The organism is Pseudomonas sp. GD04158 (assembly GCF_029834875.1).
Lineage (GTDB): Bacteria > Pseudomonadota > Gammaproteobacteria > Pseudomonadales > Pseudomonadaceae > Aquipseudomonas > Aquipseudomonas hydrolytica.
On the sequence record NZ_JAODYT010000047.1, the window covers coordinates 13,976 to 37,212 of the forward strand.

At 67.3% G+C, this 23,237-nt stretch carries 22 protein-coding genes; 10 read left to right on the top strand and 12 right to left on the bottom strand.

Annotation, left to right across the window (positions count from 1 at the left end; all coding sequences use genetic code 11):
* The first annotated feature begins 123 nt into the window (after window positions 1–123).
* The 4 genes from N7333_RS16910 (at window position 124) to N7333_RS16925 (ending at window position 3,047) form a co-directional block, all read left to right on the top strand.
* On the top strand, window positions 124–666 hold the full coding sequence (locus tag N7333_RS16910; RefSeq protein ID WP_003241125.1) for a gamma carbonic anhydrase family protein: 543 nt from the start codon (window positions 124–126) through the stop codon (window positions 664–666).
* Entirely contained in the window at window positions 663–1,151 is a 489-nt protein-coding gene (locus tag N7333_RS16915) for a GNAT family N-acetyltransferase (protein WP_129483782.1), read from the top strand. Before N7333_RS16910 ends, N7333_RS16915 begins: the two co-directional genes overlap by 4 nt.
* A 221-nt stretch (window positions 1,152–1,372) precedes the next feature.
* A complete protein-coding gene (locus N7333_RS16920; protein WP_129483781.1) occupies window positions 1,373–2,341 on the top strand; it encodes a hypothetical protein in 969 nt (322 codons plus the stop codon).
* A gap of 58 nt (window positions 2,342–2,399) precedes the next feature.
* Window positions 2,400–3,047, top strand: coding sequence for an HAD family hydrolase (locus tag N7333_RS16925; protein ID WP_003241119.1), 648 nt, complete (start codon window positions 2,400–2,402; stop codon window positions 3,045–3,047).
* Window positions 3,048–3,130: 83 nt separating this feature from the next.
* On the opposite strand, the gene N7333_RS16930 is transcribed toward N7333_RS16925, so the two are convergent.
* Entirely contained in the window at window positions 3,131–3,361 is a 231-nt protein-coding gene (locus N7333_RS16930) for a DUF1161 domain-containing protein (protein WP_012020203.1), read from the bottom strand.
* 63 nt (window positions 3,362–3,424) lie between these two features.
* Window positions 3,425–4,486, bottom strand: a complete 1,062-nt coding sequence (locus N7333_RS16935; RefSeq protein ID WP_129483780.1) for an aminopeptidase — start codon at window positions 4,484–4,486, stop codon at window positions 3,425–3,427.
* Between the two features lie 85 nt (window positions 4,487–4,571).
* On the opposite strand from N7333_RS16935, the gene N7333_RS16940 reads away from it, so the two are divergent.
* Entirely contained in the window at window positions 4,572–4,991 is a 420-nt protein-coding gene (locus tag N7333_RS16940; RefSeq protein ID WP_129483779.1) for a hypothetical protein, read from the top strand.
* Window positions 4,992–5,011: 20 nt separating this feature from the next.
* Here the strand turns inward: N7333_RS16940 and N7333_RS16945 are convergent, their stop codons facing one another.
* The 6 genes from N7333_RS16945 to N7333_RS16970 all read right to left on the bottom strand — a co-directional run bounded on the left by N7333_RS16945 (window position 5,012) and on the right by N7333_RS16970 (window position 10,894).
* Entirely contained in the window at window positions 5,012–5,437 is a 426-nt protein-coding gene (locus N7333_RS16945) for an OsmC family protein (RefSeq protein WP_096825197.1), read from the bottom strand.
* A gap of 80 nt (window positions 5,438–5,517) precedes the next feature.
* On the bottom strand, window positions 5,518–6,519 hold the full coding sequence (locus N7333_RS16950) for an LLM class flavin-dependent oxidoreductase (RefSeq protein ID WP_129483778.1): 1,002 nt from the start codon (window positions 6,517–6,519) through the stop codon (window positions 5,518–5,520).
* Window positions 6,520–6,766: 247 nt separating this feature from the next.
* Entirely contained in the window at window positions 6,767–9,010 is a 2,244-nt protein-coding gene (locus N7333_RS16955) for an EAL domain-containing protein (RefSeq protein ID WP_129483777.1), read from the bottom strand.
* A gap of 144 nt (window positions 9,011–9,154) precedes the next feature.
* Entirely contained in the window at window positions 9,155–9,472 is a 318-nt protein-coding gene (locus N7333_RS16960; protein ID WP_096825200.1) for a hypothetical protein, read from the bottom strand.
* Between the two features lie 70 nt (window positions 9,473–9,542).
* Complete coding sequence (locus N7333_RS16965) at window positions 9,543–9,863, bottom strand: antibiotic biosynthesis monooxygenase (RefSeq protein ID WP_012020196.1); 321 nt, start codon at window positions 9,861–9,863, stop codon at window positions 9,543–9,545.
* Window positions 9,864–9,865: 2 nt separating this feature from the next.
* Window positions 9,866–10,894: an AraC family transcriptional regulator gene (locus N7333_RS16970; RefSeq protein ID WP_129483776.1), complete on the bottom strand. Its 1,029-nt coding sequence runs from the start codon at window positions 10,892–10,894 to the stop codon at window positions 9,866–9,868.
* A gap of 172 nt (window positions 10,895–11,066) precedes the next feature.
* On the opposite strand from N7333_RS16970, the gene N7333_RS16975 reads away from it, so the two are divergent.
* The 3 genes from N7333_RS16975 (at window position 11,067) to N7333_RS16985 (ending at window position 16,351) form a co-directional block, all read left to right on the top strand.
* Window positions 11,067–12,038 carry a TAXI family TRAP transporter solute-binding subunit gene (locus N7333_RS16975; protein WP_003241105.1) on the top strand — a complete coding sequence of 324 codons (972 nt, stop codon included), beginning with the start codon at window positions 11,067–11,069 and terminating at the stop codon, window positions 12,036–12,038.
* 118 nt (window positions 12,039–12,156) lie between these two features.
* Window positions 12,157–14,715 (top strand): TRAP transporter permease, encoded by a 2,559-nt coding sequence (locus N7333_RS16980; RefSeq protein ID WP_129483775.1) that lies wholly within the window; start codon window positions 12,157–12,159, stop codon window positions 14,713–14,715.
* A 130-nt stretch (window positions 14,716–14,845) separates the two neighbouring features.
* Window positions 14,846–16,351 (top strand): hypothetical protein, encoded by a 1,506-nt coding sequence (locus tag N7333_RS16985; RefSeq protein ID WP_003241103.1) that lies wholly within the window; start codon window positions 14,846–14,848, stop codon window positions 16,349–16,351.
* Window position 16,352: 1 nt separating this feature from the next.
* On the opposite strand, the gene N7333_RS16990 is transcribed toward N7333_RS16985, so the two are convergent.
* On the bottom strand, window positions 16,353–17,993 hold the full coding sequence (locus N7333_RS16990; protein ID WP_096825205.1) for a Na/Pi cotransporter family protein: 1,641 nt from the start codon (window positions 17,991–17,993) through the stop codon (window positions 16,353–16,355).
* A 126-nt stretch (window positions 17,994–18,119) separates the two neighbouring features.
* Window positions 18,120–19,250: a PilT/PilU family type 4a pilus ATPase gene (locus tag N7333_RS16995; protein ID WP_129483774.1), complete on the bottom strand. Its 1,131-nt coding sequence runs from the start codon at window positions 19,248–19,250 to the stop codon at window positions 18,120–18,122.
* A gap of 307 nt (window positions 19,251–19,557) precedes the next feature.
* Between N7333_RS16995 and N7333_RS17000 the strand changes: the two genes are divergently transcribed.
* Complete coding sequence (locus N7333_RS17000) at window positions 19,558–20,019, top strand: hypothetical protein (protein ID WP_279859130.1); 462 nt, start codon at window positions 19,558–19,560, stop codon at window positions 20,017–20,019.
* Window positions 20,020–20,202: 183 nt separating this feature from the next.
* Here N7333_RS17000 and N7333_RS17005 read toward each other — a convergent pair whose 3' ends face one another.
* Entirely contained in the window at window positions 20,203–21,069 is an 867-nt protein-coding gene (locus N7333_RS17005) for an AEC family transporter (RefSeq protein WP_252576799.1), read from the bottom strand.
* A 107-nt stretch (window positions 21,070–21,176) separates the two neighbouring features.
* Between N7333_RS17005 and N7333_RS17010 the strand changes: the two genes are divergently transcribed.
* A complete protein-coding gene (locus N7333_RS17010; protein ID WP_129483772.1) occupies window positions 21,177–21,575 on the top strand; it encodes a GFA family protein in 399 nt (132 codons plus the stop codon).
* Window positions 21,576–21,646: 71 nt separating this feature from the next.
* Here the strand turns inward: N7333_RS17010 and N7333_RS17015 are convergent.
* Window positions 21,647–23,237, bottom strand: a 1,591-nt coding sequence (locus N7333_RS17015; protein WP_279859131.1) for a DUF4105 domain-containing protein, incomplete at its 5' end; no start/stop codon positions are given.

Below are 23,237 nucleotides of genomic sequence, written 5' to 3' on the forward strand. Positions count from 1 at the left end.
TGGCGAATGAAGATAGGATTGTGACCCCGGGGCGTTGCTGAATAATTCCCGGGGAGATGACAACCGACATGGGGCTCATCTTAATTAGAATCAAGCCTTCCCGCAGCCTTGGAGATTTCTATCGTGGCGATTCGCAGTTTCCAGCAATACACCCCGCAGCTCGGTGAACGAGTCTTTGTCGACGCCAGCGCGGTGGTGCTGGGCGACGTGGAAATCGGCGCCGACAGCTCGGTGTGGCCGATGGCGGTGGTGCGCGGGGACATGCACAGCATCCGCATCGGCGCGCGCAGCAGCGTGCAGGACGGCAGCGTGCTGCACATCACCCACGCCGGGCCGTTCAACCCGGCCGGCTATCCGTTGATCATCGGCGACGAGGTCACCATCGGCCATAACGTCACCCTGCATGGCTGCACCCTGGGCAACCGCATCCTGGTCGGCATGGGCAGCATCGTCATGGATGGCGCGGTGGTCGAGGACGAGGTGGTGATCGGCGCCGGCTCCCTGGTGCCGCCGGGCAAGCGCCTGGAAAGCGGCTACCTGTACGTCGGCAGCCCGGTGAAGCAGGCACGCGCGCTGACCGAGCAGGAGCGCAGCTACTTCGCCTACAGCGCGGCCAACTACGTGCGGCTGAAGGATCTGCACCTGGTCGAGGGGTATGACGGTTGATCGATATCCGCCCCATCACCTCCGCCGATTTCGATCAGGTCTGGACGATCATCCGTGACGTGGTGCAGGCGCAGGAAACCTACGCCTTCGACCCCGACATGGATCGCGACGCGGCCTGGAAGATCTGGGTCGAACTGCCGCGCGCCACCTTCGTTGCCGCAGAGGCTGGGCAGATTCTCGGCACCTACTACATCAAGGCCAACGCCGCCGGCCCCGGCGATCACGTCTGCAACTGCGGCTATATGACCGCCCCGGCCGCCCGTGGCCGCGGCATCGCCAGCCGGCTCTGCGCCCATTCGCTGCAGGTGGCGCGCGAGCTGGGCTTCAGCGCCATGCAGTTCAACAGCGTGGTGGCCACCAACACGGTCGCCGTGGCGCTATGGCAGAAGCACGGCTTCGAGATCGTCGGCACCCTGCCCAAGGCCTACCGCCATGCCCGCCATGGGTTGGTGGATTGTTATGTGATGTTTCGAAGCCTGGCCTGAGAATCCTCACGAGCCTGAGGATTTCTGCTCCTGGGCCATCTCACGCGGCGGCAATCCGCACGATCGTGAGGATTTTGCGCAAGCCGCCTTCTTCGGTGCGCTGGCCAACTCGCCTTCCATTTGACGGATAGCTCGGGATCGGACCGAGTCGCTTCTAACCGGCCCCTGCGATGGTTAAGCTCGCCCCTTGCGCAGGACATCGCCCACGACAAGGATTTCCCATGACCCAGCCCAACCCATTCGCCCCCGAACAACCCGCGCCTAGCGCTGCCTTGCGCCAACCGTCTGCCCTGCCTTTGCAATTGGCTGGCGTGGTTCTGGCGGCGGGCCTGATCGGTGTTCTGGTTTCGCTGATCGGCGGGTTGGTCAACGTTGGCCTGAACGACTCCGGTGCCTGGTTGCGCTATGCGGCGGTCTACTGGGTCACCCATCTGCTGATGGCCGGGCTGGGTGCCTATTGGCTGGCGCAGGCCTATCTGGAGCGTCATGGTCTGGAGGGCTATCGCCAGCCGGCTGGCTTGCTGGCCAGCTATGGCCTGACCTACCTGCTGTTGGGCTGGGCGATCGGTCATGTGTCCGGCCTCCTCTACATATGGATCTACGATCAGGTGGGTTTCTACGACAGGTACTGGCTGGTTAATCTGGGCATGTGGCTGTTCGGTTTGCTGGGCTTCTGCCTGCAGGTGTTGCTGCCGCTCTGGCTGCTTTTGCATCTGTTGCGCGACAAGGCCGAGGTGGCCGACGGCGCAATACAGGTTTCGGCGGTGAAGCTGGCCTGCTGTTTCGCCCTGGCCCTGGCGGTGGCGTACCTGCAACTGGCGGGGCTGGCCACGCGCTTGTGGAGCGGGATGGGCGCTGGCTATGCGCTGGAGGGCTGGGAAGGAGCGATCAACCTGGCGCAGGCAGTGGTCGTCGCACTGGTGGCGTTCTTCGCCGCACGCTCGGCGTTGCCGCAGCAGGTGCGCGGTTTCAGAGGCGGTCGCCTGGCGCTGGCGGTGCTGATCACGCTGGCGCTGTGGATAGCCAGTGCGCTGCTCGGCGCAATTGTCCTGGTGGCGCTGGTGCTGGTCGGCGGCGTCGGCGAGATCTTCCTGCTGCTGGCAATTGGGGCGCTGCAACTGGCGCTGCTCTGGCCGTTCAGCCGCCTCGGTTTGCGTTGGGGCTATCAGACGCAGGCCGTGCGAGGGTGAAGGATGGCGTGAAGGGGCGTATCCTTCCCCGTCGTTCCGCTGGCTAACAGGCTTTGTCATGCATCACGCGTCCATCCTCTTCGATCTCGACGGCACCCTCACCGATCCGCGCGAGGGCATCACCCGCTCGGTGCAGTACGCGCTGGCCAAGCTGGGCATCGACGAGCCGGATCTGACGGCGCTGGAACACTTCATCGGCCCGCCCCTGTTGCAGTGCTTCATGGCTACTTACGCGCTGGACGAAGCCACCGGCTGGCAGGCGGTGAACCATTACCGCGAGCGCTTCAAGGTCACCGGGTTGTACGAGAACCGCCTGTTCGATGGGGTCGATGCCCTGCTGCAGGGGTTGGTGGCGCAGGGGCGCACCCTGTACATCGCCACCAGCAAACCGACGGTGTTCGCCGAGGAAATCGCCCGGCATTTCGGTTTCGACCGCTACTTCAAGCGCATCTACGGCAGCGAGCTGGACGGCACCCGCACCAACAAGGTGGAGCTGCTGGCGCATCTGCTGGAGTGCGAGCGGCTGGCGCCGGAATCGGCATTGATGATCGGCGATCGCAAGCACGACCTGATCGGGGCTCGCCAGAACGGCTTGCAGGCGGTGGCGGTTGGCTATGGCTTCGGTAGCCGCGAGGAGCTACTCGGCGAGGCGCCGGCCTTTCATTTCGAGACGCTGGAAGAGATGCACCGGGCATTCATCCGCTAGGGGCTGTAGGAGCGAGCCGTGCTCGCGTATGTCGCCAGGCGAAAGCTTCGCGAACAGGCCCGCTCCTACAGGGAAGTGGCGTATTAGCCGTTGCGTTGGTAGATGATCTTCTTGCTGCCGCCATCGCAGCTGCCGACCACCATGCTCTGGTCCTGTACTTCGTCGTTGGGCACGATTTCCAGTGTGTAGCTGCGCACGTTGTTGGCCTGGATCTTCACTTCGATTTCATCCTTGAGCTCTTCGCAGGGTTTGGGTGCGGCCAGCGCACCGCCGGCGAGGAGCATCAGGGCCAGGGTGGGAATCAGTCGTTGCATCGCTTGTACCTCCGGTGTTGGGCGAAACCTGAATAGGTAGGACTGGCAATTGGCCAAGCAGTTCTAGTCGTTTTGCATGAGGCTGGCCAATGCGGCCCGACGATCTGCCTCCGGCAGCCGACCCAGGGCGGCGACGGCCTCGTAGAAGCGCGGCCAGTCCTGCCCGCTGCGCGCGAACAGGGTGGCGAAGGCTGGCACCCACTGGTCGTAGAGGCCGAAGGGCAGCAGTTTGGCATTGTTCAGCGGGCTTTCGATCCAGGCGTCATAGCGGCCCTGGCCGCCCCATTCGCGCTGGCGCAGGGCGCGATAATCCTGGCGCAGGCGCTCGAACTCGGCCTGCTTGGCCGCGCGCATCTCGCGCGGCGGCAGGTCGCTGGCATAGAGCCGGCTCAGGCGCTCGCGGCTGGCCAGCACCAGCTCGACGAACTGCTGGCGCTGGCGGTCATCACTGGCGGTAGCCGTTTCGCCGCGTGCGGCGTGCCACTGACGCAGCCCCTCGCGCTCGACGAAGGTGGCGAAGGATTCGTTGAAGGCGGTATCGCCCGGCAGGTAGTACTGCTGGTGCGCCAGCTCGTGGATGATCACCGCCACCAGGCGCTCGTCGCTCCAGCGCAGCATGGTGTTGAGCAGCGGGTCGTCGAACCAGCCCAGGGTGGAATAGGCCTCCACGCCGCCGATGTGGGTATCCAGCCCGCGCTGGCGCAGCAGCGCGGCGGCGCCACGGGCACGGCCCTGCTGGTAATAGCCGCGGTAGGCGACGCAGCCGGCGATGGGAAAGCAGTGCAGCTCGGGCTCGAGGGAAAACTCCGGGGTGGCGAAGACGTTCCACACCACGAACGGCCGGCCGATATCGGCGTACAGGCGATAGCTGCGGTTGTTCGGCAGATGCAGGCTGGCGCTGGCGAACTCGCGGGCCTGCCCGGCCAGGGCCAGGCGCCTGGCCAGTTGCGGATCGGTGGCGGGGTCGGCGATCAGGCGTTCGACCGGCTGCCGCGCCCTGAGCAGCTGCCACTGGCCCTGGCCGAGATGGGCATAGTAATCCAGCGTCGAGCAGCCGCTTGAGGCCAGGCCGAGCAGGACGAGCGCCAGACGGTGTAGGAGAGAGGAGGGCAGGGAGCTGAGCATGGCGCCACGCTACCTGATCGCCGCGGCTGCCTCCAGCCCCGGATAGAGGTAGTCTAGAGACTCACGTCACCGCCTGGAGATCGCCATGCGTGCCCTGCTTCTTGCCGCCTTGCTGCTGCTCGGCGCCTGCGCCTCGCCCCTGCCGCAACCCGATCCGCGGCAGGCCTGGATCGATCTGTACGCGCCGGCCGGCGAGCTGTTGATGGCCGACCGTGTGGACCGCAAGCGCTGGCCCGACGGCCGCTACTTTCAGGTTGCCCCGGGTGCCCGCGAATTGCTGGTGCGCCTGCAGTTCGAGGCCCACCGTGGCGGCGGCATGGGCATCAACAGCGAACCGCTGCAGCTGACCTGCGAGCTGCGGCTGCGTTACGACCAGTTTCAGGCCGGCCAGCGTTACCGCGTGGAGGCCCGCTCCCTGGCGATGAGCGCCCAGGGCTGGCTCTACGACGATCAGCGCAACGTGCTGGCGCGGGCCAAGGTGATGCGCTGCGGCACGGCAATCTAGGGCGCGCTCGATACGGCGTCTTAGCTGTCCAGCACCGCTTCCAGGGTGATCTTGGCGTTCAGCACCTTGGATACCGGGCAGCCGGTCTTGGCGGTTTCCACCGCCTTTTCGAAGGCGGCGCGCTCGGCGCCAGGAATCTTCGCGCGCAGCGACAGGTGCACGGCGCTGATTTCGAAACCGCCATCCACCTTGTCCAGGGTCACTTCGGCCTTGGTGTCGATGCGCTCGGCGGTCATCCCGGCATCACCCAGCTCCTTGGACAGGGCCATGGAGAAGCAGGCGGCATGGGCCGCGCCGATCAGTTCCTCGGGGTTGGTGCCGGGCTGATCGGTGAAGCGGGTGTTGAAACCGTAGGGGGTGTCGTTGAGCACGCCGCTCTGGCTGGAGATGCTGCCCTGGCCGTCCTTGATGCCGCCTTGCCAGCGGGCCGATGCTGTCTTTTTCATTTCGCTCTCCCGTTATCAACCAGGCCGCCGATCTGACGGCCCTGTGCATTGAGAGGGCGCTGGCGCGCGCAAGTTCGACCTCAGCCGCGTTGCAGCTCGGCAAGGATGTCGAAGGCGTGCAGGCGGTCGGCGAAGTCGTACATGTCGCAGGTGAAGATCAGCTCGTCCGCCTCGGTCTGCTCCAGCAGCTGTTCCAGACGCGCGCGCACGGTCTGCGGTCCGCCGATGGCGGCCAGGCCGAGAAACTCGCTGACGGCCTGGCGCTCGTGCGGCAGCCACAGACCCTCCATGCTCGCCACCGGCGCCCGTTGCACCAGGCTGTGGCCGCGCACCAGCGCGAGGATGCGCTGGAACGACGAGGTGGCAAGGTAGTGCGCCTGCTCGTCGCTGTCGGCCGCCAGCAGCGGCACGCCGAGCATCACGTAAGGCTTGTCCAGTACCGCGGAAGGCTTGAAGTGGTTGCGGTAGATGCGGATCGCCTCGTGCAGGTAGCGCGGTGCGAAGTGTGAGGCGAAGGCGTAGGGCAGCCCTTTGATCCCGGCCAGCTGAGCGCTGAACAGGCTGGAGCCGAGCAGCCAGATCGGCACGTTGCTGCCGGCACCGGGCATGGCGATCACCCGCTGGCCTTCCTGGCGCGGGCCCAAGTAGGCCTGCAGCTCCTCGACGTCATTGGGGAAATCCTCGGCGCTGCCGTCGCGGCTGCGGCGCAGGGCATGAGCGGTGTACTGGTCGGCGCCGGGCGCGCGGCCCAGGCCGAGGTCGATGCGCCCGGGGTAGAGCGTGGCCAGGGTGCCGAACTGCTCGGCGATCACCAGCGGTGCGTGGTTGGGCAGCATTACCCCGCCGGCGCCGAGGCGGATGCTCGAGGTGCCGGCGGCCAGGTAGCCGATCAGCACGGCGGTGGCCGAGCTGGCGATGCCATCCATGTTGTGGTGCTCGGCCACCCAGAAGCGTTCGAAGCCGAGGCTTTCCACATGCCGGGCCAGCGCCAGCGAATTGTGCAGGGCCTGCGCGGCGTCGCCGTCGTCGCGAATCGGCGCCAGGTCGAGGGTGGAGAGCTTGATGGAGGCCAGTCGGCTCATGGGGAGTCTCCTCGTTGCGTGGCCGGCTACTCTAACCCCTCGGGTCGAGGCTGAGCACGCGGCGCACGGGCATAGTCATAATCGATGCGGCTGATGCGCGCAGAGGCACTGTGATGGCTGTGCGCGCTGGCCTCGGTGGTACCTGCGCAAGCCTGGCGGTTGCGTTGGATGGTTCTGCTTATCGACCGCACTGGAGATCTGGATGTTCACATGTCGCTGATCCGGCCCCGCTGGGGGATGCCATGCGTTAGCGCACCGCCTGCGGCAACGCGTCCAAGCGGCACCAGAGCCCGTCGAAGCAGTCCTCGCCGCTGAACAGGCGTTGCAGATCGTCGGGCGAGCGTGGCCGACTGAACCAGTAGCCCTGGGCGTAAAGGCAGCCTTCGCGGCCGAGGAAGTCGATCTGCGCCTGCTGCTCGACGCCTTCGGCCACCACCGTCAGGCCCAGGCTGTGGCCGAGGCCGATGATCGCCCGGCTGATGGCCAGCGACTCGGCGTCCTGCGGCGTGCCGGCGATGAAGCTCTTGTCCACCTTGATAATGTGCAGCGGAAAGCGCTTGAGATAGCCGAGCGAGGAGTAGCCCGTGCCGAAGTCGTCCAGCGCCAGCTGCACGCCGAGGCTGGCCAGCTCGCGCAGGCAGGCGAGGTTCTGCGCGCTGTCCTGCATCAGCTGGCTCTCGGTGATCTCCAGCACCAGGCTGGCCGCGGGCAGGCCGGTTTCCCGCAGCACGTCGGCGACCCGTGCGGCGAAATCGCCCTGCTGCAGCTGGCGACTGGACAGATTGACCGAGCAGCGCAGCTGCGTCTGGCCGGCCAGCTGCCAGGCGCGCACCTGGGTGCAGGCCTGACGCAGCACCCAGTCACCGACGGCAAGGATTTCCCCGGATTCCTCCAGGCAGGGGATGAACTCCAGCGGCGAAATCTCGCGCCCGTCGTGTTGCCAGCGCAGCAGCGCCTCGACCCCCATCAGCACCGGCTGGCCCTGGTCAAGGCGGCAGATCGGTTGATACACCAGACGCAGTTCGCCGCAGCTGCAGGCCTGGGCCAGCGCGTTCTGCAGCTCCAGCTGGCGCTGTGCCTGTTGCTGCAGCTCGCTGCTGTAGCGGGCGAACTGCGCCTTGCCGGCGCTCTTGGCGCGATACAGCGCCAGATCGGCGGCCTGCAGCGGGTCGAGCGGATGGCCGCGCTCCTGCAGGGCGGCGATGCCGATGCTGGCGGTGACCGCGAGCGTCTGTTCCTGCAGGCGCAGGGGCGGGTGCAGGCTGTCGAGCATGCGCTGGGCCACGCGCTCGGCGTCGCCCATGCAGGCGAGGTCGTCGAGCAGGGCGACGAACTCGTCGCCGCCGAAACGGGCCAGATGGTCGCCGGGACGCAGGCAGTGGCTGAGACGTTCGGCGACCTCCACCAGCACGCTGTCACCGATCTGGTGGCCGAGGCTGTCGTTGATCAGCTTGAAACGATCGAGGTCGATGAACAGCAGCGCGGCTTCGCGGGCTCCGGGGCGCTGCTGGCGCTGCAGCGCCTGCTGCAGCAGTTCGCCCAGACGCGCGCGGTTGGCCAGCCCGGTGAGCGGATCGTGGCGGGCGGCGTGATGCAGCTGCTCCTGGGCGGCGCGGCGCTGGCTGATGTCGCTCTGCGAGCCGGCGATGCGCCGCACCCCGCCGCTGCAGGTTTCCGCCACGCCGCGCACCAGCACCCACAGGTAGCTGCCGTCGCGGCGGCGAATGCGGTACTCGTGGTGCAGGGTCGGGCTGAGGCCGCGCAGGTGGTTGTCGATGGCCTGGCGCAGGCCGGGCAGGTCGTCGCCGTGCACGCGGCTGAACCAGCTGCGGCTGGTCGGCGCCAGGCTGTCGCGGTCAAGGCCGAGCATGCTGGTCCAGCGCTCGGAGAGGTACAGCTGGTCCTGCTCCAGCTGCCATTCCCAGAGGCCGTCGTTGGCCCCGCGCATGGCTCGCGCATAGCGCGCCTCGCTGTCCTGCAGCGCTTTGCGCTGCGCCGCGCCGTAGCTGTCCAGGGCCAGGCCGATGTCGAAGAACACCTTCTTGATCAGGCTGGCAAAGCAGTCGCTCGCCGGCGATGGTTCGAGCAGGGCCTCGAGCATCCCGTCCAGGTACATGCGGTACGCGCCGAGGTACCACTTCAGGTCGACGCCGACATGCTGGTGCACCCAGCCAATGCGCAGGCGCTCGAGCACGTAGGCCTGGTCCAGCGGGCTGTGCCACAGGCGCCGGTAATAGTCGCACTGGCTGTGCTTGAGGCGTGCGGTGGTTGCCGGGTCGTCGAGGATGGCAGCCGGGGCGGGATACTGGGCGAGACGCTCGTAGAGGGCGTCGATGAACTGCCGGTTGGCGCGTTCCAGGCGCGGGGCATGGCGGGCCAGGCGTTCGTTGTCGATCTGGCTCCAGTCGAGAAAGCGCTGGCGCTGGCTCAGCTCGTGCGGGTCCGGTGCGATGTGTTGGAGCAGCTCTTGGAATTCTTCTTCGTTGCCCATGTCAGCCTCATGCTTTTCTTCGGCGCAAAAAAAAGCGCCGCGGCGCGCCATCCCGAGTGGATGGCGAGCTGCGGCGCTCTGTCTTGCAGGCCCTGTGTCCTGCCCGGCAAAGCCGGTCTCCGCGTGTGGCGGAACCTACTGCGGCTAGCTTTTACCGCAATTGTCGGGGGCGGACAACTCTTCCAGCAGCAGGCTCAGGCGCTTGCGCAGCTCGGCCAGCTGGGCGGATTTGAAGGCGTGGCGGCTGCGTTCGAGCACGTGCACGGCTTCGTCCAGGCTGGCCTGCACGTGCCCCAGGCGGTCGGCGGGCAAGGGTTGCAGCCAGTGGCACAGGGCGCGCTGGCTGCAGTCGTCCAGGGTGTCGACGATGCGGCAGCGCGGCGCCTGGAGACGCAGCAACTGAGTGACCCGTTGAGACGACTCGGGATCCGGCAGGCTGAGCAGCAGGTGGGTGCGAGGCATGAGGAACGTCACTGCGTGGCTATTGGCCATCAATGCTAGTGGGCATGCCGCGCAGGGATATTGACCGGTGTCAGTCCAGACCGTAGTCGCGTTCGACCCGCGCGATGCGCAGGCGAAACCCGCTGTACCAGCGCGCCCGGCCCAGGCGCTGGGCCTCGCGGTGCTCGGCGTTGGCCTTCCAGGCGGCGATGGCGTCCAGGTCGCGCCAGTAGGAGACCGTGATACCCAGCCCCTCGCGCGCCGATTCGGCGCCGAGAAAGCCCGGCTGCTCGGCCGCCAGTTCGACCATGCGGCTGGCCATGGCGGCGTAGCCTTCGCTGTCATCGCCGAGGGTCGAGGTGAAGATCACCGCGTAGTAGGGCGGCTCGGGTGTATCGGCGAAAGGGGTCATGGTTAGGCATCACTCGCTTGTTGGGCGCGGTACTCGCCGGGGGTCAGGCCGGTCCACTGGCGAAAGGCGCGAAAGAACACGCTGGGTTCGGAATAGCCGAGCAGCAGGGCGATCTCCGCCGCCGGCAGGCGGCCCTCGCGCAGGTAGCGTTCGGCCAGTTGGCGGCGGGTGTCGGCGAGCAGCTGCTGATAGCTGCAACCCTCCTCGGCCAGACGCCTTTGCAGGGTGCGTTCGCTCAGGTGCAGGGCACGGGCCAGCTGCGCGCGGTCCGGCTCGCCATGGGCCAGCTGTTCGCCGAGCAGGCCGATCACCCGAGCACTCAGGCTGGCGCTGGGCAGGCGGGCCAGCAGGGCTTCGGCATGCTGGCGCAGCAACTGCTGCAGGGGCGGGTTGGCCGGGATCAGCGGAGCGTCGCCAAGGGCGCGGGGCAGGGCGATGGCGTAGTCGGCCGCGGCAAAGCGTAGCGGGCAGGCGAACACGCTCCGGTACGGCGCGAGATCGCTCGGTGCGGCGTGGCGGAACTGCACGCCGAGCAGATGAAAGTCGTCTAGCAGCGGAGCCATCATCCGCACCCAGCAGGCCATCATCGCCAGCACCCGCATGCGCGTGGCCGGGTGCTGCGGGTGCAGCGGGCTGTAGAGCAGCGTCAGTCGGTCGTCCTGTTGCTCGACGCGCAGCTCGCCGCCTTCGCCGACCAGGCGCTGATAGCGCTGCGCCGCATTCAGGGCATCGCCGAGGGTGGCGCTGCTCTGCAGCAGGTAGTTGAGCACGCTGAACGGGCCCGGTGTCAGGTTGCAGCCCAGCAGCAGACCGGGCTCGGGATGCTGCAGGCGTGCGCTGAGCGCGCACCACAGCGCCTCCTGAGCGGTAAAGGGCACGCGCGCATCGGGGTCGGCCAACTGGCTTTCGCCCAGGCCGCAGGCGCTCAGCAGCGCCTGGCGTTCGAGGCCGAGGCGCCCGGCGGCATGCAGGATGGCCTGGGTCAGGCTGGCGCTGACCGAGGCCTGCGCGGTGTCATGGAGGGCGGGCATGCGCCGATTCTGCCCAATGGCACGGGCCGGCGATAGCGCTGGCTTCCACACAAGGCGTTACGACCGCTTGGTCATCAGTGCTCGCATATTCGGCGCGAGCGGTTAGACTTCCCACCCGGACGTCGCTCACAAGGCGCGCTCGCTCTAAAACAACAGAAAAAGGAGATATCCCATGAAAGGCAAATCCTTGGCATGGGTTCTGTCTGCCGCGCTCGCGGGTACTACCCTCGGTGGCATGGCACAGGCCGAAGACAAATTCGTCACCATTGGCACCGGCGGCCAGACCGGCGTCTACTACGTGGCCGGCCAGTCCATCTGCCGCTTCCTCAACCGCGGCTCGGCCGAACACGGCATCAAGTGCAACGCGCCTGCCAGCGGCGGCGGCGTGGCCAACGTCAACGGCATTCGCAGCGGTGAGTTCAACTTCGGCATCATGCAGTCGGACCACCAGTACAAGGCGCTCAACGGCGCGGCTCCGTTCGAGGCCGAAGGCGCGATGAGCGACATCCGCGCGGTGTTCTCGCTGCAGAGCGAGGTGTTCACCATCCTCGCCCGTCGTGACGCCAAGATCGCCAGCTTCGACGATCTCAAAGGCAAGCGCGTCAACGTCGGCAACCCGGGCTCGGGTCAGCGCGACACCCTGGAAGAGATCATGGCCGTCAAGGGCTGGGACCGTTCCGCCTTCGCCCTCGCCGCCGAGCTCAAGCCGGCCGAGCAGGCCAGCGCCCTGGGCGACAACAACATCGACGCCATGACCTACTTCGTCGGTCATCCCAATGGCGCGATCCAGGAAGCCACCACCACCACCGACGCCGTTCTGGTACCGGTGACCGGCGCCGAGATCGACAAGCTGCTGGCCGAGAAGAGCTACTACACCAAGGCCGACATCCCCGGTGGCCTGTACAAGGGCAACGACCAGCCGACCCCGTCGATCGGCGGCAAGGCCGTGCTCTCCACCTCGGCCAAGGCCGACCCGGAAGTGGTCTACCAGCTGGTCAAGTCGGTGTTCGACAACATCGAGCGCTTCAAGCGTCTGCACCCGGCCTTCGCCAACCTGAAGGAAGAGGAAATGATCAAGGTCGGCCTGACTGCGCCCCTGCATGAAGGCGCCGAGCGCTACTACAAGGAGCGCGGCTGGCTGTAAGCCGCAGGGCCGCGGCGCTGCCGCGGCCGCCTTGCACTACGCTTGAGTTGAGCAGCCCGCGCGCCGCAAGGCCGCGGGCTTTGCTGTTCGCTGATTTCTCCAATGCAGGTTTCAATCCATGCCTGACAAGCAACTTTCCACCGAGGAACTGATCGCCCAGGACGTTGGCGCGCGCACGCCCGTCGGCGCCATGGCCCAGGTGATCGCCGGCCTGGCCTTGCTCTGGTCGCTGTTCCAGCTGTGGATCGCCTCGCCGCTGCCCTTCGTGTTCGGCTTCGGCGTGTTCAACGACACCCAGACCCGCGCCATCCACCTGACCTTCGCCCTGCTGCTGGCCTTCCTCGCCTACCCGGCATTCAGGAAGTCGCCGCGCGATCGCGTGCCGCTGCTGGATATCGCCCTCGGCCTGATCGCCGCCGCCTGCTCGGCCTACCTGTTCGTGATGTACCAGCAACTGGCGATGCGCCCGGGCAGCCTGACCACCACCGATCTGGTCACCGCCTGCATCGGCATCCCACTGCTGCTGGAAGCCACCCGCCGCGCGCTCGGCCCGGCTCTGGCAGTGATCGCCCTGGTGTTTCTCGTCTACAGCCTGGCCGGCCCCTGGATGCCCGGCATGCTGGCGCACCGTGGGGTGAGCCTGAATGCGCTGGCCAATCACCAGTGGATCACCACCGAAGGGGTGTTCGGCATCGCCCTCGGCGTGTCCACCAGCTTCGTCTTCCTCTTCGTATTGTTTGGCGCCCTGCTCGAGCGGGCCGGCGCCGGGCACTATTTCATCCAGCTGGCCTTCAGCCTGCTCGGCCACCTGCGCGGCGGCCCGGCCAAGGCCGCCGTGGTGGCCTCGGGCATGACCGGGCTGATCTCCGGCTCGTCGATCGCCAACACCGTGACCACCGGCACCTTCACCATCCCGATGATGAAGCGCACCGGCTTCTCGTCGGAGAAGGCCGGCGCGGTGGAGGTGGCCTCCTCGGTCAACGGCCAGATCATGCCGCCGGTGATGGGCGCCGCCGCCTTCCTCATGGTCGAGTACGTCGGCATCCCCTACATCGAGGTGATCAAGCACGCCTTCCTGCCGGCGCTGATTTCCTATATCGCGCTGATCTACATCGTCCACCTGGAGTCGATGAAGCTCGGCCTCAAGCCTATTGGCGGTCATCAGCCCAAGCCCTGGCTGCGCCGCCTGACCGGCTTCGCCTTCGGCGCGGCGCTGATCAGCGGCCTGTCGCTTGGCGTCTACTACGGCCTCGGCTGGCTCAAGCCGGCCCTTGGCGACGCCGCCATGTGGGTCATCGGCGCACTGCTGGCGGCGGTGTACGTCGGCCTGCTGAAGATCGCCGCGAGCAACCCGCCGCTGCCGCCGGAAGACCCCAACGCGCCGCTGGACCAGCTGCCACAGACGCGTCCGGTGCTGCTCTCCGGCCTGCATTTCCTGCTGCCGGTAGTGGTGCTGGTCTGGTGCCTGATGGTCGAGCGTCTGTCGCCCGGGCTGTCGGCCTTCTGGGGCAGCGTGATGCTGGTGTTCATCCTGCTCACCCAGCGTCCGCTGCTGAGCTGGCTGCGCACCGACGGCAGCCATGACCACGGCAGCTTCAAGGACGGCGTGATCGATCTGCGCGAGGGCCTGATCGCCGGTGCGCGCAACATGATCGGCATCGGTATCGCCACCGCGGCGGCCGGCATCATCGTCGGCGCGGTGTCGCAGACCGGCGTCGGCCTGGTGCTGGCCGATCTGGTCGAGCTGCTGTCGATGGGCAACCTGCTGCTGATGCTGCTGCTCACCGCCTTCCTCAGCCTGATCCTCGGCATGGGCCTGCCGACCACCGCCAACTACATCGTGGTGTCCAGCCTGCTGGCACCGGTGGTGGTGGCGCTGGGTCAGCAGAACGGCCTGATCGTGCCGCTGATCGCGGTGCACCTGTTCGTCTTCTACTTCGGCATCATGGCCGACGTCACCCCGCCGGTGGGGCTGGCCTCGTTCGCCGCCGCGGCGGTGTCCAAGGGCGACCCGATCAAGACCGGGATTATGGCCTTCTACTACAGCCTGCGTACCGCCGCGCTGCCGTTCCTGTTCATCTTCAACACCGACCTGCTGCTGATCAACGTGGACTTCTGGCACGGCGTGCTGATCTTCATCGTGGCGACCATCGCCATGCTGATCTTCGCCGCGGGTACCCAGGGCTTCTTCCTGGTGCGCAGCCGCTGGTACGAGAACATCCTGCTGCTGCTGGTGGCCTTCACCCTGTTCCGTCCGGGGTTCTGGATGGACATGCTGCACGACCCCTACCAGGAAGTGCCGCCCGCGCAGCTGGCGCAGGCGCTCGGTGAGGTGAGCGAGGACAGCCAGCTGCGCCTGCGCGTGCGTGGCGAGGACGCCCTGGGCGATCCGCGCACCTTCACCCTGCTGTTGCCGATCCCCGACGGCGCCACGGGCGAGGAGCGTCTGAGCAAGCTCGGCCTGACCCTGATGGAGGAAGGCGACAAGGTGCTGGTGGACAGCGTGGCGTTCGGCAGCCCGGCCGCCGAGGCGGGTCTGGAGTTCGATCAGCAGATCCTCAGCGTCAAGGCGCCGACCGACCGCTGGGTCAAGGAACTGATGTGGATCCCCGGCTTCCTGCTGTTCGGCCTGATCGTGCTGTTGCAGCGCCGTCGGCAGAGGTCGCAGGTCGCATAAGGCCCATCGTGACCGTGAACAAGGCAGCTTCGGCTGCCTTGTTCGTTTATGGTGCAGCGCCAGGCTGTTGCCCTGCAGCCTGCTAGAATCGCCGGCCTGACCAATCGGACAACAAGGACTCCAGCCAGTCATGTCGACGCCGCGCGTGCATTACCCCTGGTACAAGAAGGAAGACACCGACGCCTTCTTCGCCCTGTTCCAGAACAACATCGCCAACTTCGTGATCATCGCCATCAGCATGCTGGGCATGGGCTTTCCCGCCGAGATCGTGTTCGGCCAGGTGCTGCCCGGTGCGGCGGTGGCGGTGATGGCCGGCAACTTCTACTACGCCTGGAGCGCCGCGCGCCTGGCCCGCCGCGAGAACCGCGCCGACGTCACCGCGCTGTCCTATGGCATCAGCACGCCGGTGATGTTCGTGTTCCTGTTCGGCGTGCTGCTGCCGGCGAAGAACCTTACCGGCGATGCCGAACTGGCGTGGAAGGTGGCCGTGGCCGCCTGCCTGATCAGCGGCGCCATCGAGGCCGCCATCAGCCTGATCGGCGGCTGGGTGCAGAAGCACCTGCCGCGCCCGGCCATGCTCGGCGCGGTAGCCGGCGTGGCGCTGACCTTCATTGCCGGCGAGATGCTGTTCAAGACCCTGGAAATCCCCATGATCGGCCTGCTGGTGCTGGCCATCACCATCGTCGGCCTGGTGGCGCGCATCAGCATGCCGTTTCGCCTGCCGGCCTCGCTGTTCGCTATCGTCGTCGGCACGGCGCTGGCCTATCTGATCGGCGCCGCCGACAGCGGCAAGTTCAGCGACGCCTTCACCCACCTGGGTTTCTATCCGCTGCTGCCCAACCTGGCCTGGTACGAAGGCCTGGGCCTGCTGTTCACCACCATGCTGGCGCTGATGACGGTGATCCTGCCGATCACCCTGTACAACGCCATCGAGACCATGAACAACGTCGAGGCCATGAGCGCCGCCGGTGACAGCTACAGCGTGCGTGAATGCCAGGCGGTGGACGGCTTCGGCACCCTGCTCGGCGCGCTGTTCGGTGGCGTGTTCCCGACCACGGTGTACATCGCCACCGTGGGCTCGAAATGGATGGGCGCCGGGCGCGGCTACAGCCTGCTCAACGGCGCGGTCTACGGCATCGCCACCATGTTCGGCCTGATCGCCTTCATCGCCGCGCTGATCCCGGTTTCGGTGGTGGCGCCGATCCTGGTATTCGTCGGCATGTCGATGATCGCCACCGCCTTCAACAGCAACCAGGCGCGCTACTACCCGGCCGTGGCACTGGCCATGCTGCCGTACTTCGCCAACTACCTGATGACCCGCTTCAATCGCGGTGCGCCGGAGGTGATGCAGGGCATCTCCACGGCCATCGGCGCCCTCGGCCAGGGCGCCATGTTCAGCGCCATCCTGCTGGGCGCCATGTGTGCGGCGGTGATCGATCGTCAGTTCCGCCAGGCCACCACCTTCGCCCTGGTGGCTGCGGCGATGGCCTTCGTCGGCCTGATGCATGCACCGAAGCTGGCCTGGTACGCGGCGCCGGACTTCGTCCACGGCTATCTGCTGATGGCGCTGTTCTTCGCCTGGTACGCCTGGCGCGGGGTGGAGCCGGCAACGCGCGGCAACGCGACCGCCGACTGAACTATTCGCCGCCGTCCAGCTGCAGGGCGCCGGTTTCCTGGCCCTCCAGCACCACGTAGGCGCTGGAGCAGAACAGCGAGTTGAGGCGCTTCATGTCGGCGATCAGTTCCAGGTGCAGCGAGCTGGTCTCGATGCTCTGCACGACTTGACGCTGCAGACGGCCGATATGCGCATGGGCCAGGCGCCGCTCCTGGGCGCGGAAGCGGCGCTTCTCGCGCAACAGCTGGCTGGCGCTGGCGTGATCGGCGCTGAGGAACACGTTCAGACCCAGGCGCAGGTTGGCCATCAGCTGTCCGTGCAGGCTGGTCAGCTCCTCCAGCCCCTTGTCGGAGAAGGCGCGGCGCTGCGCGGTCTTCTCGTTCTGGATCTTGCCGAGCATGCGTTCGATCAGCTCGCCGGCCTGCTCCAGGTTCACCGCCAGCTCGAGCACCTCGGCCCAGCGCCGGCTCTCGTGTTCGCTCATCGCCTCGCGCGGGATCTGCGCCAGGTACAGCTTGACCGCCCGGCACAGGCTGGCGACGTCGTCATTGAGCAGGCGCAGCTCCTTGCTCGCCGCCGGCTGGTTGTGCTCCAGCACCGGCAGCAGGTGGCCGAGCATGGCCTCGATGAGGTCGCCGACGCGCAGGGTTTCGCGCACCGCATTGGCCAGTGCCAGGCTTGGCGTGGCCAGCGCCGTCGGGTCGAGATGGCGCGGCCGGGCGATGCCGCCGTCCTCGGCGCGGTCCGGCATCAGCCAGTTGCAGAAGCGCGCCATCCAGCCCACTGTGGGCAGCATCAGCAGGGCGCGCAAGCCGTTGTAGAGCAGGTGGAAGAAGATCACCAGCTCGGCCGGGCGCCAGTCCAGGCCGTCCAGCCAGTTGGCCAGCGGCTGTAGCACTGGTAGCACCAGCAGCAGGCCGATCAGCTTGTAGATCAGGCTGCCCAGCGCCACGCGACGGCCGGCGGGGTTCTGCAGGCTGCTGGTGAGAAAGGCCAGCAGGCCGCTGCCGATGTTGGCGCCGATCACCAGACCGATGGCCACTGGCAGGCTGATCAGCCCGGCGCCGGCCAGGGTCGCGGTGAGCAGCACGGCGGCCAGGCTGGAGTAGGTGAGCAGGGCGAACAGCGCGCCGACCAGGGCGTCGAGCAGCAGGTCACCGGTCAGCGAGGCGAACAGCACGCGGATGCCGCGCGCCTCGGTGATCGGCGTGGCGGCGGCGACGATCAGCTCCAGCGCCAGCAGCATCAGGCCCAGGCCGATGGCCACGCGACCGAGCTGCCCGGCACGGGTCTGCCGCCGCGAGAGGAAGAAGATCACCCCGAGAAAGATCAGCAGCGGGCTGAGCCAGCTCAGGTTGAGGGTCAGCACCCGCGCCATCAGCGCGGTGCCGACATCGGCGCCGAGCATGATCGCCAGCCCTGGCGCCAGTGCCATCAGGCCCTGGGCGACGAAGGAGGTGACCAGCAGCGCGGTGGCGTTGCTGCTCTGCACCAGCGCGGTGACGCCGATGCCGGCGAGAAAGGCCAGGGGCTGGCGGCCGACGTTGTGGCTGAGGACCTTGCGCAGGTGCGAGCCGTACACCCGCAGGATGCCGGTACGCACGATATGGGTGCCCCACACCAGCAGGGCGATGGCTGACAGCAGATGGAGCAGGGTCAGCATAGGCGGCTCCCCCTTGCGAGCCCGCTGGCGATCCGTGCGGAGCGCGCGCAGCTAGCACAGCCGGCCGGCGAGAAATGTTTTATCCGACCTGTACTTAGCATCGGCCGGAAATCGGCTTTGCGCCAGTCAGCCGTCGCGCAATACCTTGAGTTCGGCGTCGTCGGCCGCGAAGCCGCGCTCGAGCTTGAACTTGAGGCTGAGGTCGGTGCGCGAGTCGGCATACTTGAGCGCCTCGGCCAGACCGATGCGGCCGGCTTCGAGCAGGGCGAACAGGTGCTGATCGAAGGTCTGCAGACCCTGCTCGGCGGCGCGCGCGGTGGCTTCGCGCAACTGCTCGAGCTCGTCGCGCTGGATCAGGTCGCGGATATAGGGCGTGCCGAGCATCAGCTCCACCGCCGCCACACGCTTCTGCGCCAGGCCCGGCACCAAGCGCTGACCGATCACCGCCAGCAGGTTGTGCGCCAGGTCGGCCAGCACCTGCTTGCGCGCCTCGTCGGGAAAGAAGCGCGCGATGCGCTCGGCCGCATGGCTGCTGCTGGTGGCATGCAGCGTGGCCAGGCACAGATGGCCGGTCTCGGCATAGTGCAGGGCGTGCTGCATGGTGGCGGCGTCGCGGATCTCGCCGAGCATGATCACGTCCGGTGCCTCGCGCAGCACGTTGCGCAGGGCGTCGGCGAAGCTGTGGGTATCCAGACCCACCTCGCGCTGGTCGATGATCGAGCGCTGGTGGCTGTGGAGGAACTCGATGGGGTCCTCGATGCAGACGATATGCCCACTCTTGTGGCGGTTGCGAAAATCCAGCATGGCCGCCAGGGTGGTGGACTTGCCCGAGCCGGCGGCGCCGGTGACCAGGATCAGGCCACGGTCCTGCATCGACAGCTTTTCCAGCAGCCTGGGCAGGCCGAGCGCCGCGAAGTCGGGGATCTGGCTCTTGATCAGCCGCACCACCATGGCCACTTCGCCGCGCTGGTAATAGACGTTGACCCGATAGCGCCCGGCACCCTGCAGGCTGACGGCGAGGTTCATCTCCAGGTCGTGCTCGAACTCGGCGATCTGCTTCTGGCTCATCAACTGATAGGCCAGTTGCTGCACCTCGCCGGCCTTGAGCACGCGCTGGCCAACCGCTTGGCTATGACCTTCGACCTTCATGTGCGGCGGCGCGCCGACGCTGAAGAACAGGTCCGAGCCGCCTTGCTGATGCATCAGCTGCAGATAGGGCAGAACGTCGGGGCGTTCGTCTGTTGGCGTATCGTTCATCGTTCCGGCGTCGTCGTTGGTGTTGCAGCAAGGATAGTCGGCGTCCTGGTCATTCGATTGTTCTGTATCAAGATCCTGAGTCGGACGGTCGCCTTTTTTCTTGGCGGGCTGGACAGCCTCGCCAGGGAGGGCAAGAGTCAATGACACGAAGGCAATCGAGCGCCGAAGATGGGAGAAACAGGGTGAGGCATTGGACGGCACTGCTGCTGAGCCTGCTGTGCTGCGCGACGGCGCAGGGCGAGGCCCTGCGGCTGGTGACGGGGACGACTATGCGCCATTCACCGGTAAGGCGCTGCCCGGGCAGGGCATGCTCACGCAGGTGGTGCGCGCGGCGCTTGCCGAGCAGGGCCTGGGCAGCACGCTGGAATGGCTGCCGTGGAATCGAGGCTACCTCAAGACCAGACGCGGCGAATACGACGGCACCTTCCCCTACGTGCGCTCGCCACAGCGCGAGGCGGACTTTCTCTACTCGGCGCCGCTGTACGTCACCGAGCAGCATTTGTTCAGCCGCACCGAGGACCGCATCGAAATCGGCGATCTGCCGGGCCTGGCGGGACGCCGCCTGTGCTACCCGCTCGGTTGGCAGCCGCCCCAGGCGATCCAGGAACTGATCGAGGCAGGGGTGCTTCAGCGCCATTCGCCGCTCGGGCTCAAGGAGTGCGCGCAACTCTTGTTGCTGCAGCGGGACGATCTGTTTCTCGCCGATCGTGGCCTGGGCGAGAGTGCTCTGCGCGCGATCGGTGCCGAGGCCGGCCAGTTTCACCGCTAGACGACGACGCTGGGCAACAACACCCTGCATTTCATCGTCTCCAGGCGGCACCCGCGCGCCGCGGAGCTGATCGCCCGCTTCGACCGCGGCCTTGCCGCGCTCAAGGCGCGTGGCGAGTATCAGCGGTTGATCGAAAGCAACCTGGAGTAGCGGCGGCGGGGCGCTGCGTGGCGTGCAGCGGCCTCAGGCCAGCAGCCCCATGATCGCGACCAGACTTCCCGCCGCCAGCAGCGTCTGCAGGGTGATGATGCCGGCCATCAGCTGGCTGTCGCCGCCCAATTGGCGGGTCAGCACATAGGCGGTGGGCGCGGTGGGCAGGGCGAAGAACAGTACCAGCACGGCGCTTTCCATGGCCGGCAGTGCCAGCGCCCAGGCCACGGCCCAGGCCAGCAGCGGCATGGCCAGCAGGCGCAGGGCCGTGTTCCAGCCCAGGGCGGGAATTTCCCCGCCCAGTTGCTCGGGCTTGAGCGCCGCGCCGACGCAGAGCAGACCCAGCGGCAGGCTGGCCGCGGCGAGCAGGCTGAGCAGGCGGTCGGTGCCGCCGGGCAGGCCGATACCGGTCAGGTTGAACAGCGCGCCGCCGAGGCAGGCGAGGATCAAGGGGTTCTTGATGATCGGCAGCAGCAGGCTGCGTGCACTGACGCCGCGCTCGGCGGTCAGCGACCAGACCGACAGCACGTTCACCGTCGGCACCATCAGGGCCAGCATCAGGGCGGCGAGCGTCAGGCCTTCCTGGCCGAACAGGCTGCCGACCGCGGCCAGACCGAGGTAGGTGTTGAAGCGCAGAATGCCCTGGGTGAAGGCGCCGAAGCGCCCGGCCGGCCAACCGCGCAGGCGCCGCACGACAAGCAGGGCGAGCCAGGCGATGCCGAGGCCGAGCAGCACGGCCAGGCCCAGGCGCGGCAGCGCCGGATTGCTCAACGGTGCCTGCGCCAGGCTGGAGAACAGCAGGGCGGGGAACAGGATGAAATAGTTCAGGCGCTCGGCGCCGGGCCAGAACGCCTCGCTGGGGAAGTTGCGCAAACGCAGCCAGTAGCCGGCAACTATCATGGCGAACAGCGGCCACAGGGCCAGCAGCAGATCGATCACGGGAACCCCCGGTGGTGGTGAGCGGCTATCTTGGTCAGCGGCGCTTGGCAATGCAAGGCGGAGGCGGAATGAACGGGACTCATGAAGGCGGCTGCCAGTGCGGCGCACTGCGCTATCGGATCGAGGCGCCACTGCAGGACATCGCCCACTGCCATTGTTCGATCTGTCGGTGCAGCAGCGGCGGCATCCTCACCACCTGGGTCACGGTACCGCGTCAGGCGTTCCATTGGCTGCGCGGCACGCCACGGGCGTTCGCCTCGTCAGCCAGTTGCACGCGTTATTTCTGTGGCGACTGCGGCGCGCACCTGGCGCTGTTCACGCAGCTCAGCCCGGATACGCTGGACGTGACCGTGGCCACCCTGGACGAGCCGGAGCAGGCACCCGCAAATCGGCATATCTGGGTAGACAGCCGGCTGCCCTGGCTGACGGTCGATCCGCAACTGCCGCAGGAGCGCGAGGAGTCGTAGGGTGCGCCGTGCGCACCGGCGTTCGCCAGGCTCGTAGCCGGATGCAATCCGGGCTACTGGAACTGGCTAACCTAGGGCAGTTCCAGCCCGCCGCCGGCCTTGTGCAGCGCGCGCAGGTGCTCGCCCAGGGCGAGCAGATTGGACTCGTTGGCTTCCAGCTCGGCCAGGCGCTCGGGCAGCAGCAGGTTGCGCACCTCGCCATCGAGCTCGTCGCTGAGCTGCCGCAGCTGCTGCTGACGCTCGCGGCTGCTGGCCTCCAGGCGTTCCCATTCGGCTCGCTGCGGCAGCCCATAGCCGCCCTCGAGCAGCTCGGCCGGCCGGCTGAGAAAGCCGCTGCCGGCAAGGATCTGCTCCAGCGCCGCACCGGCCTTGTTCAGGCTGGGATCACCGGCGGCGCGGCCGGTCAGGTAGCGGCGCTTGAGCTCATCCTGCGCCAGCAACAGTTGCCGGCGCAGGGCGGCCTGCTCGAGCAGCAGCAGAGCCGCGCTGGCGCGCAGGTCGGCCTGGGTGAACCACTGGCGGCGATCCTGCGCGGACTGTTCCAGCCAGGCTTCGACATTCTCCTGCGGGATCGGCAGGCGCTCACGCAGCACACCGAACATCGCCTGATAGCGTTCGCGAAAGGAATCGAAGCGGTAGCCCAGGCGCAGGGCCTCGCGCGGGTCGTCCAGCACCGAGGTGTCGGCCAGGCCGCGCGCGGTCAGCAGCTCCAGCAGGCCGTTGGGCAGGATGCTGTCGAGCGCCTGCAGCTGGGGGTGAGCGGTGCCGCTGCGCAGCAGCTTGAGGGTCTCCACCGCGCAGTTGTTGGAGATGAAGTAGTAGTCGCCGTCATAGCTCCAGTGCTGTTCGACGGCGCGGGTGACCAGGCCTTCCAGCTCGTCGCGGCTCAGCCTGATGGGAACCGAGGCCAGGCTGCGCAGCTCGACCTTGGTGTATTCGTCTATCACCTGCTCCAGCGGCAGGACGAACAGGCGTGACGGGTAGACGCCGGTCAGGCCGTCCCAGCTCGACAACTGCAGATCGCCAACGAACGCGCGGTAGGACAGCACCAGGTGCTGGTCGAGATCCAGACGGCAGTCGGGCCCGCGCGGCCGGCCCGGCGCGCAGACCACCAGGCGCAGCATGCTGTGGCCCCAGCGGCTCATCCAGGCATCGTTGGCCTCGGCCAGCAGGTAGTCGACCTCGTAGACCCGCTCGGGGTCGATGCGCTCCAGCGGCTGGCGGGCGAAGTCGCGCCCGGCATTGAGGTAGGCGTGGCCGTCCGCGCAGGGCTCGCTCGCCGGAGCCCAGTCGAAATGTTCGCGGAAGTAGCGCGCCAGCGAGGGGCGGCGGCAGGCGTAGGCGGGGTCGAGCAGGAAGTACTCGAGGTTGACCGCGACGAATTCCAGCGGGCTGCTCAGCTCGTAATGATCCGGGCTGCGCGCCACCTGGCCGTTGCTCAGGTCACGCGCGCCACGCCGGCCGACCCGTTGCGGCCAGCCGGCGAGATCGAGCAGGCGCGGGTCGTCGCTGAGGGTGAAGCGGCGTTCGGTCTGACCGCGGCATTCGTCCGGCAGGCCGATCTGGCCGGTGGACCCGGCACGCTGCCGACACTGGCCGATCTGCCTGCGTTGGGCGGCCGGCCACAGGCGGGCGCGGTCGTAGAGGTGGGTCAGCTCGTGG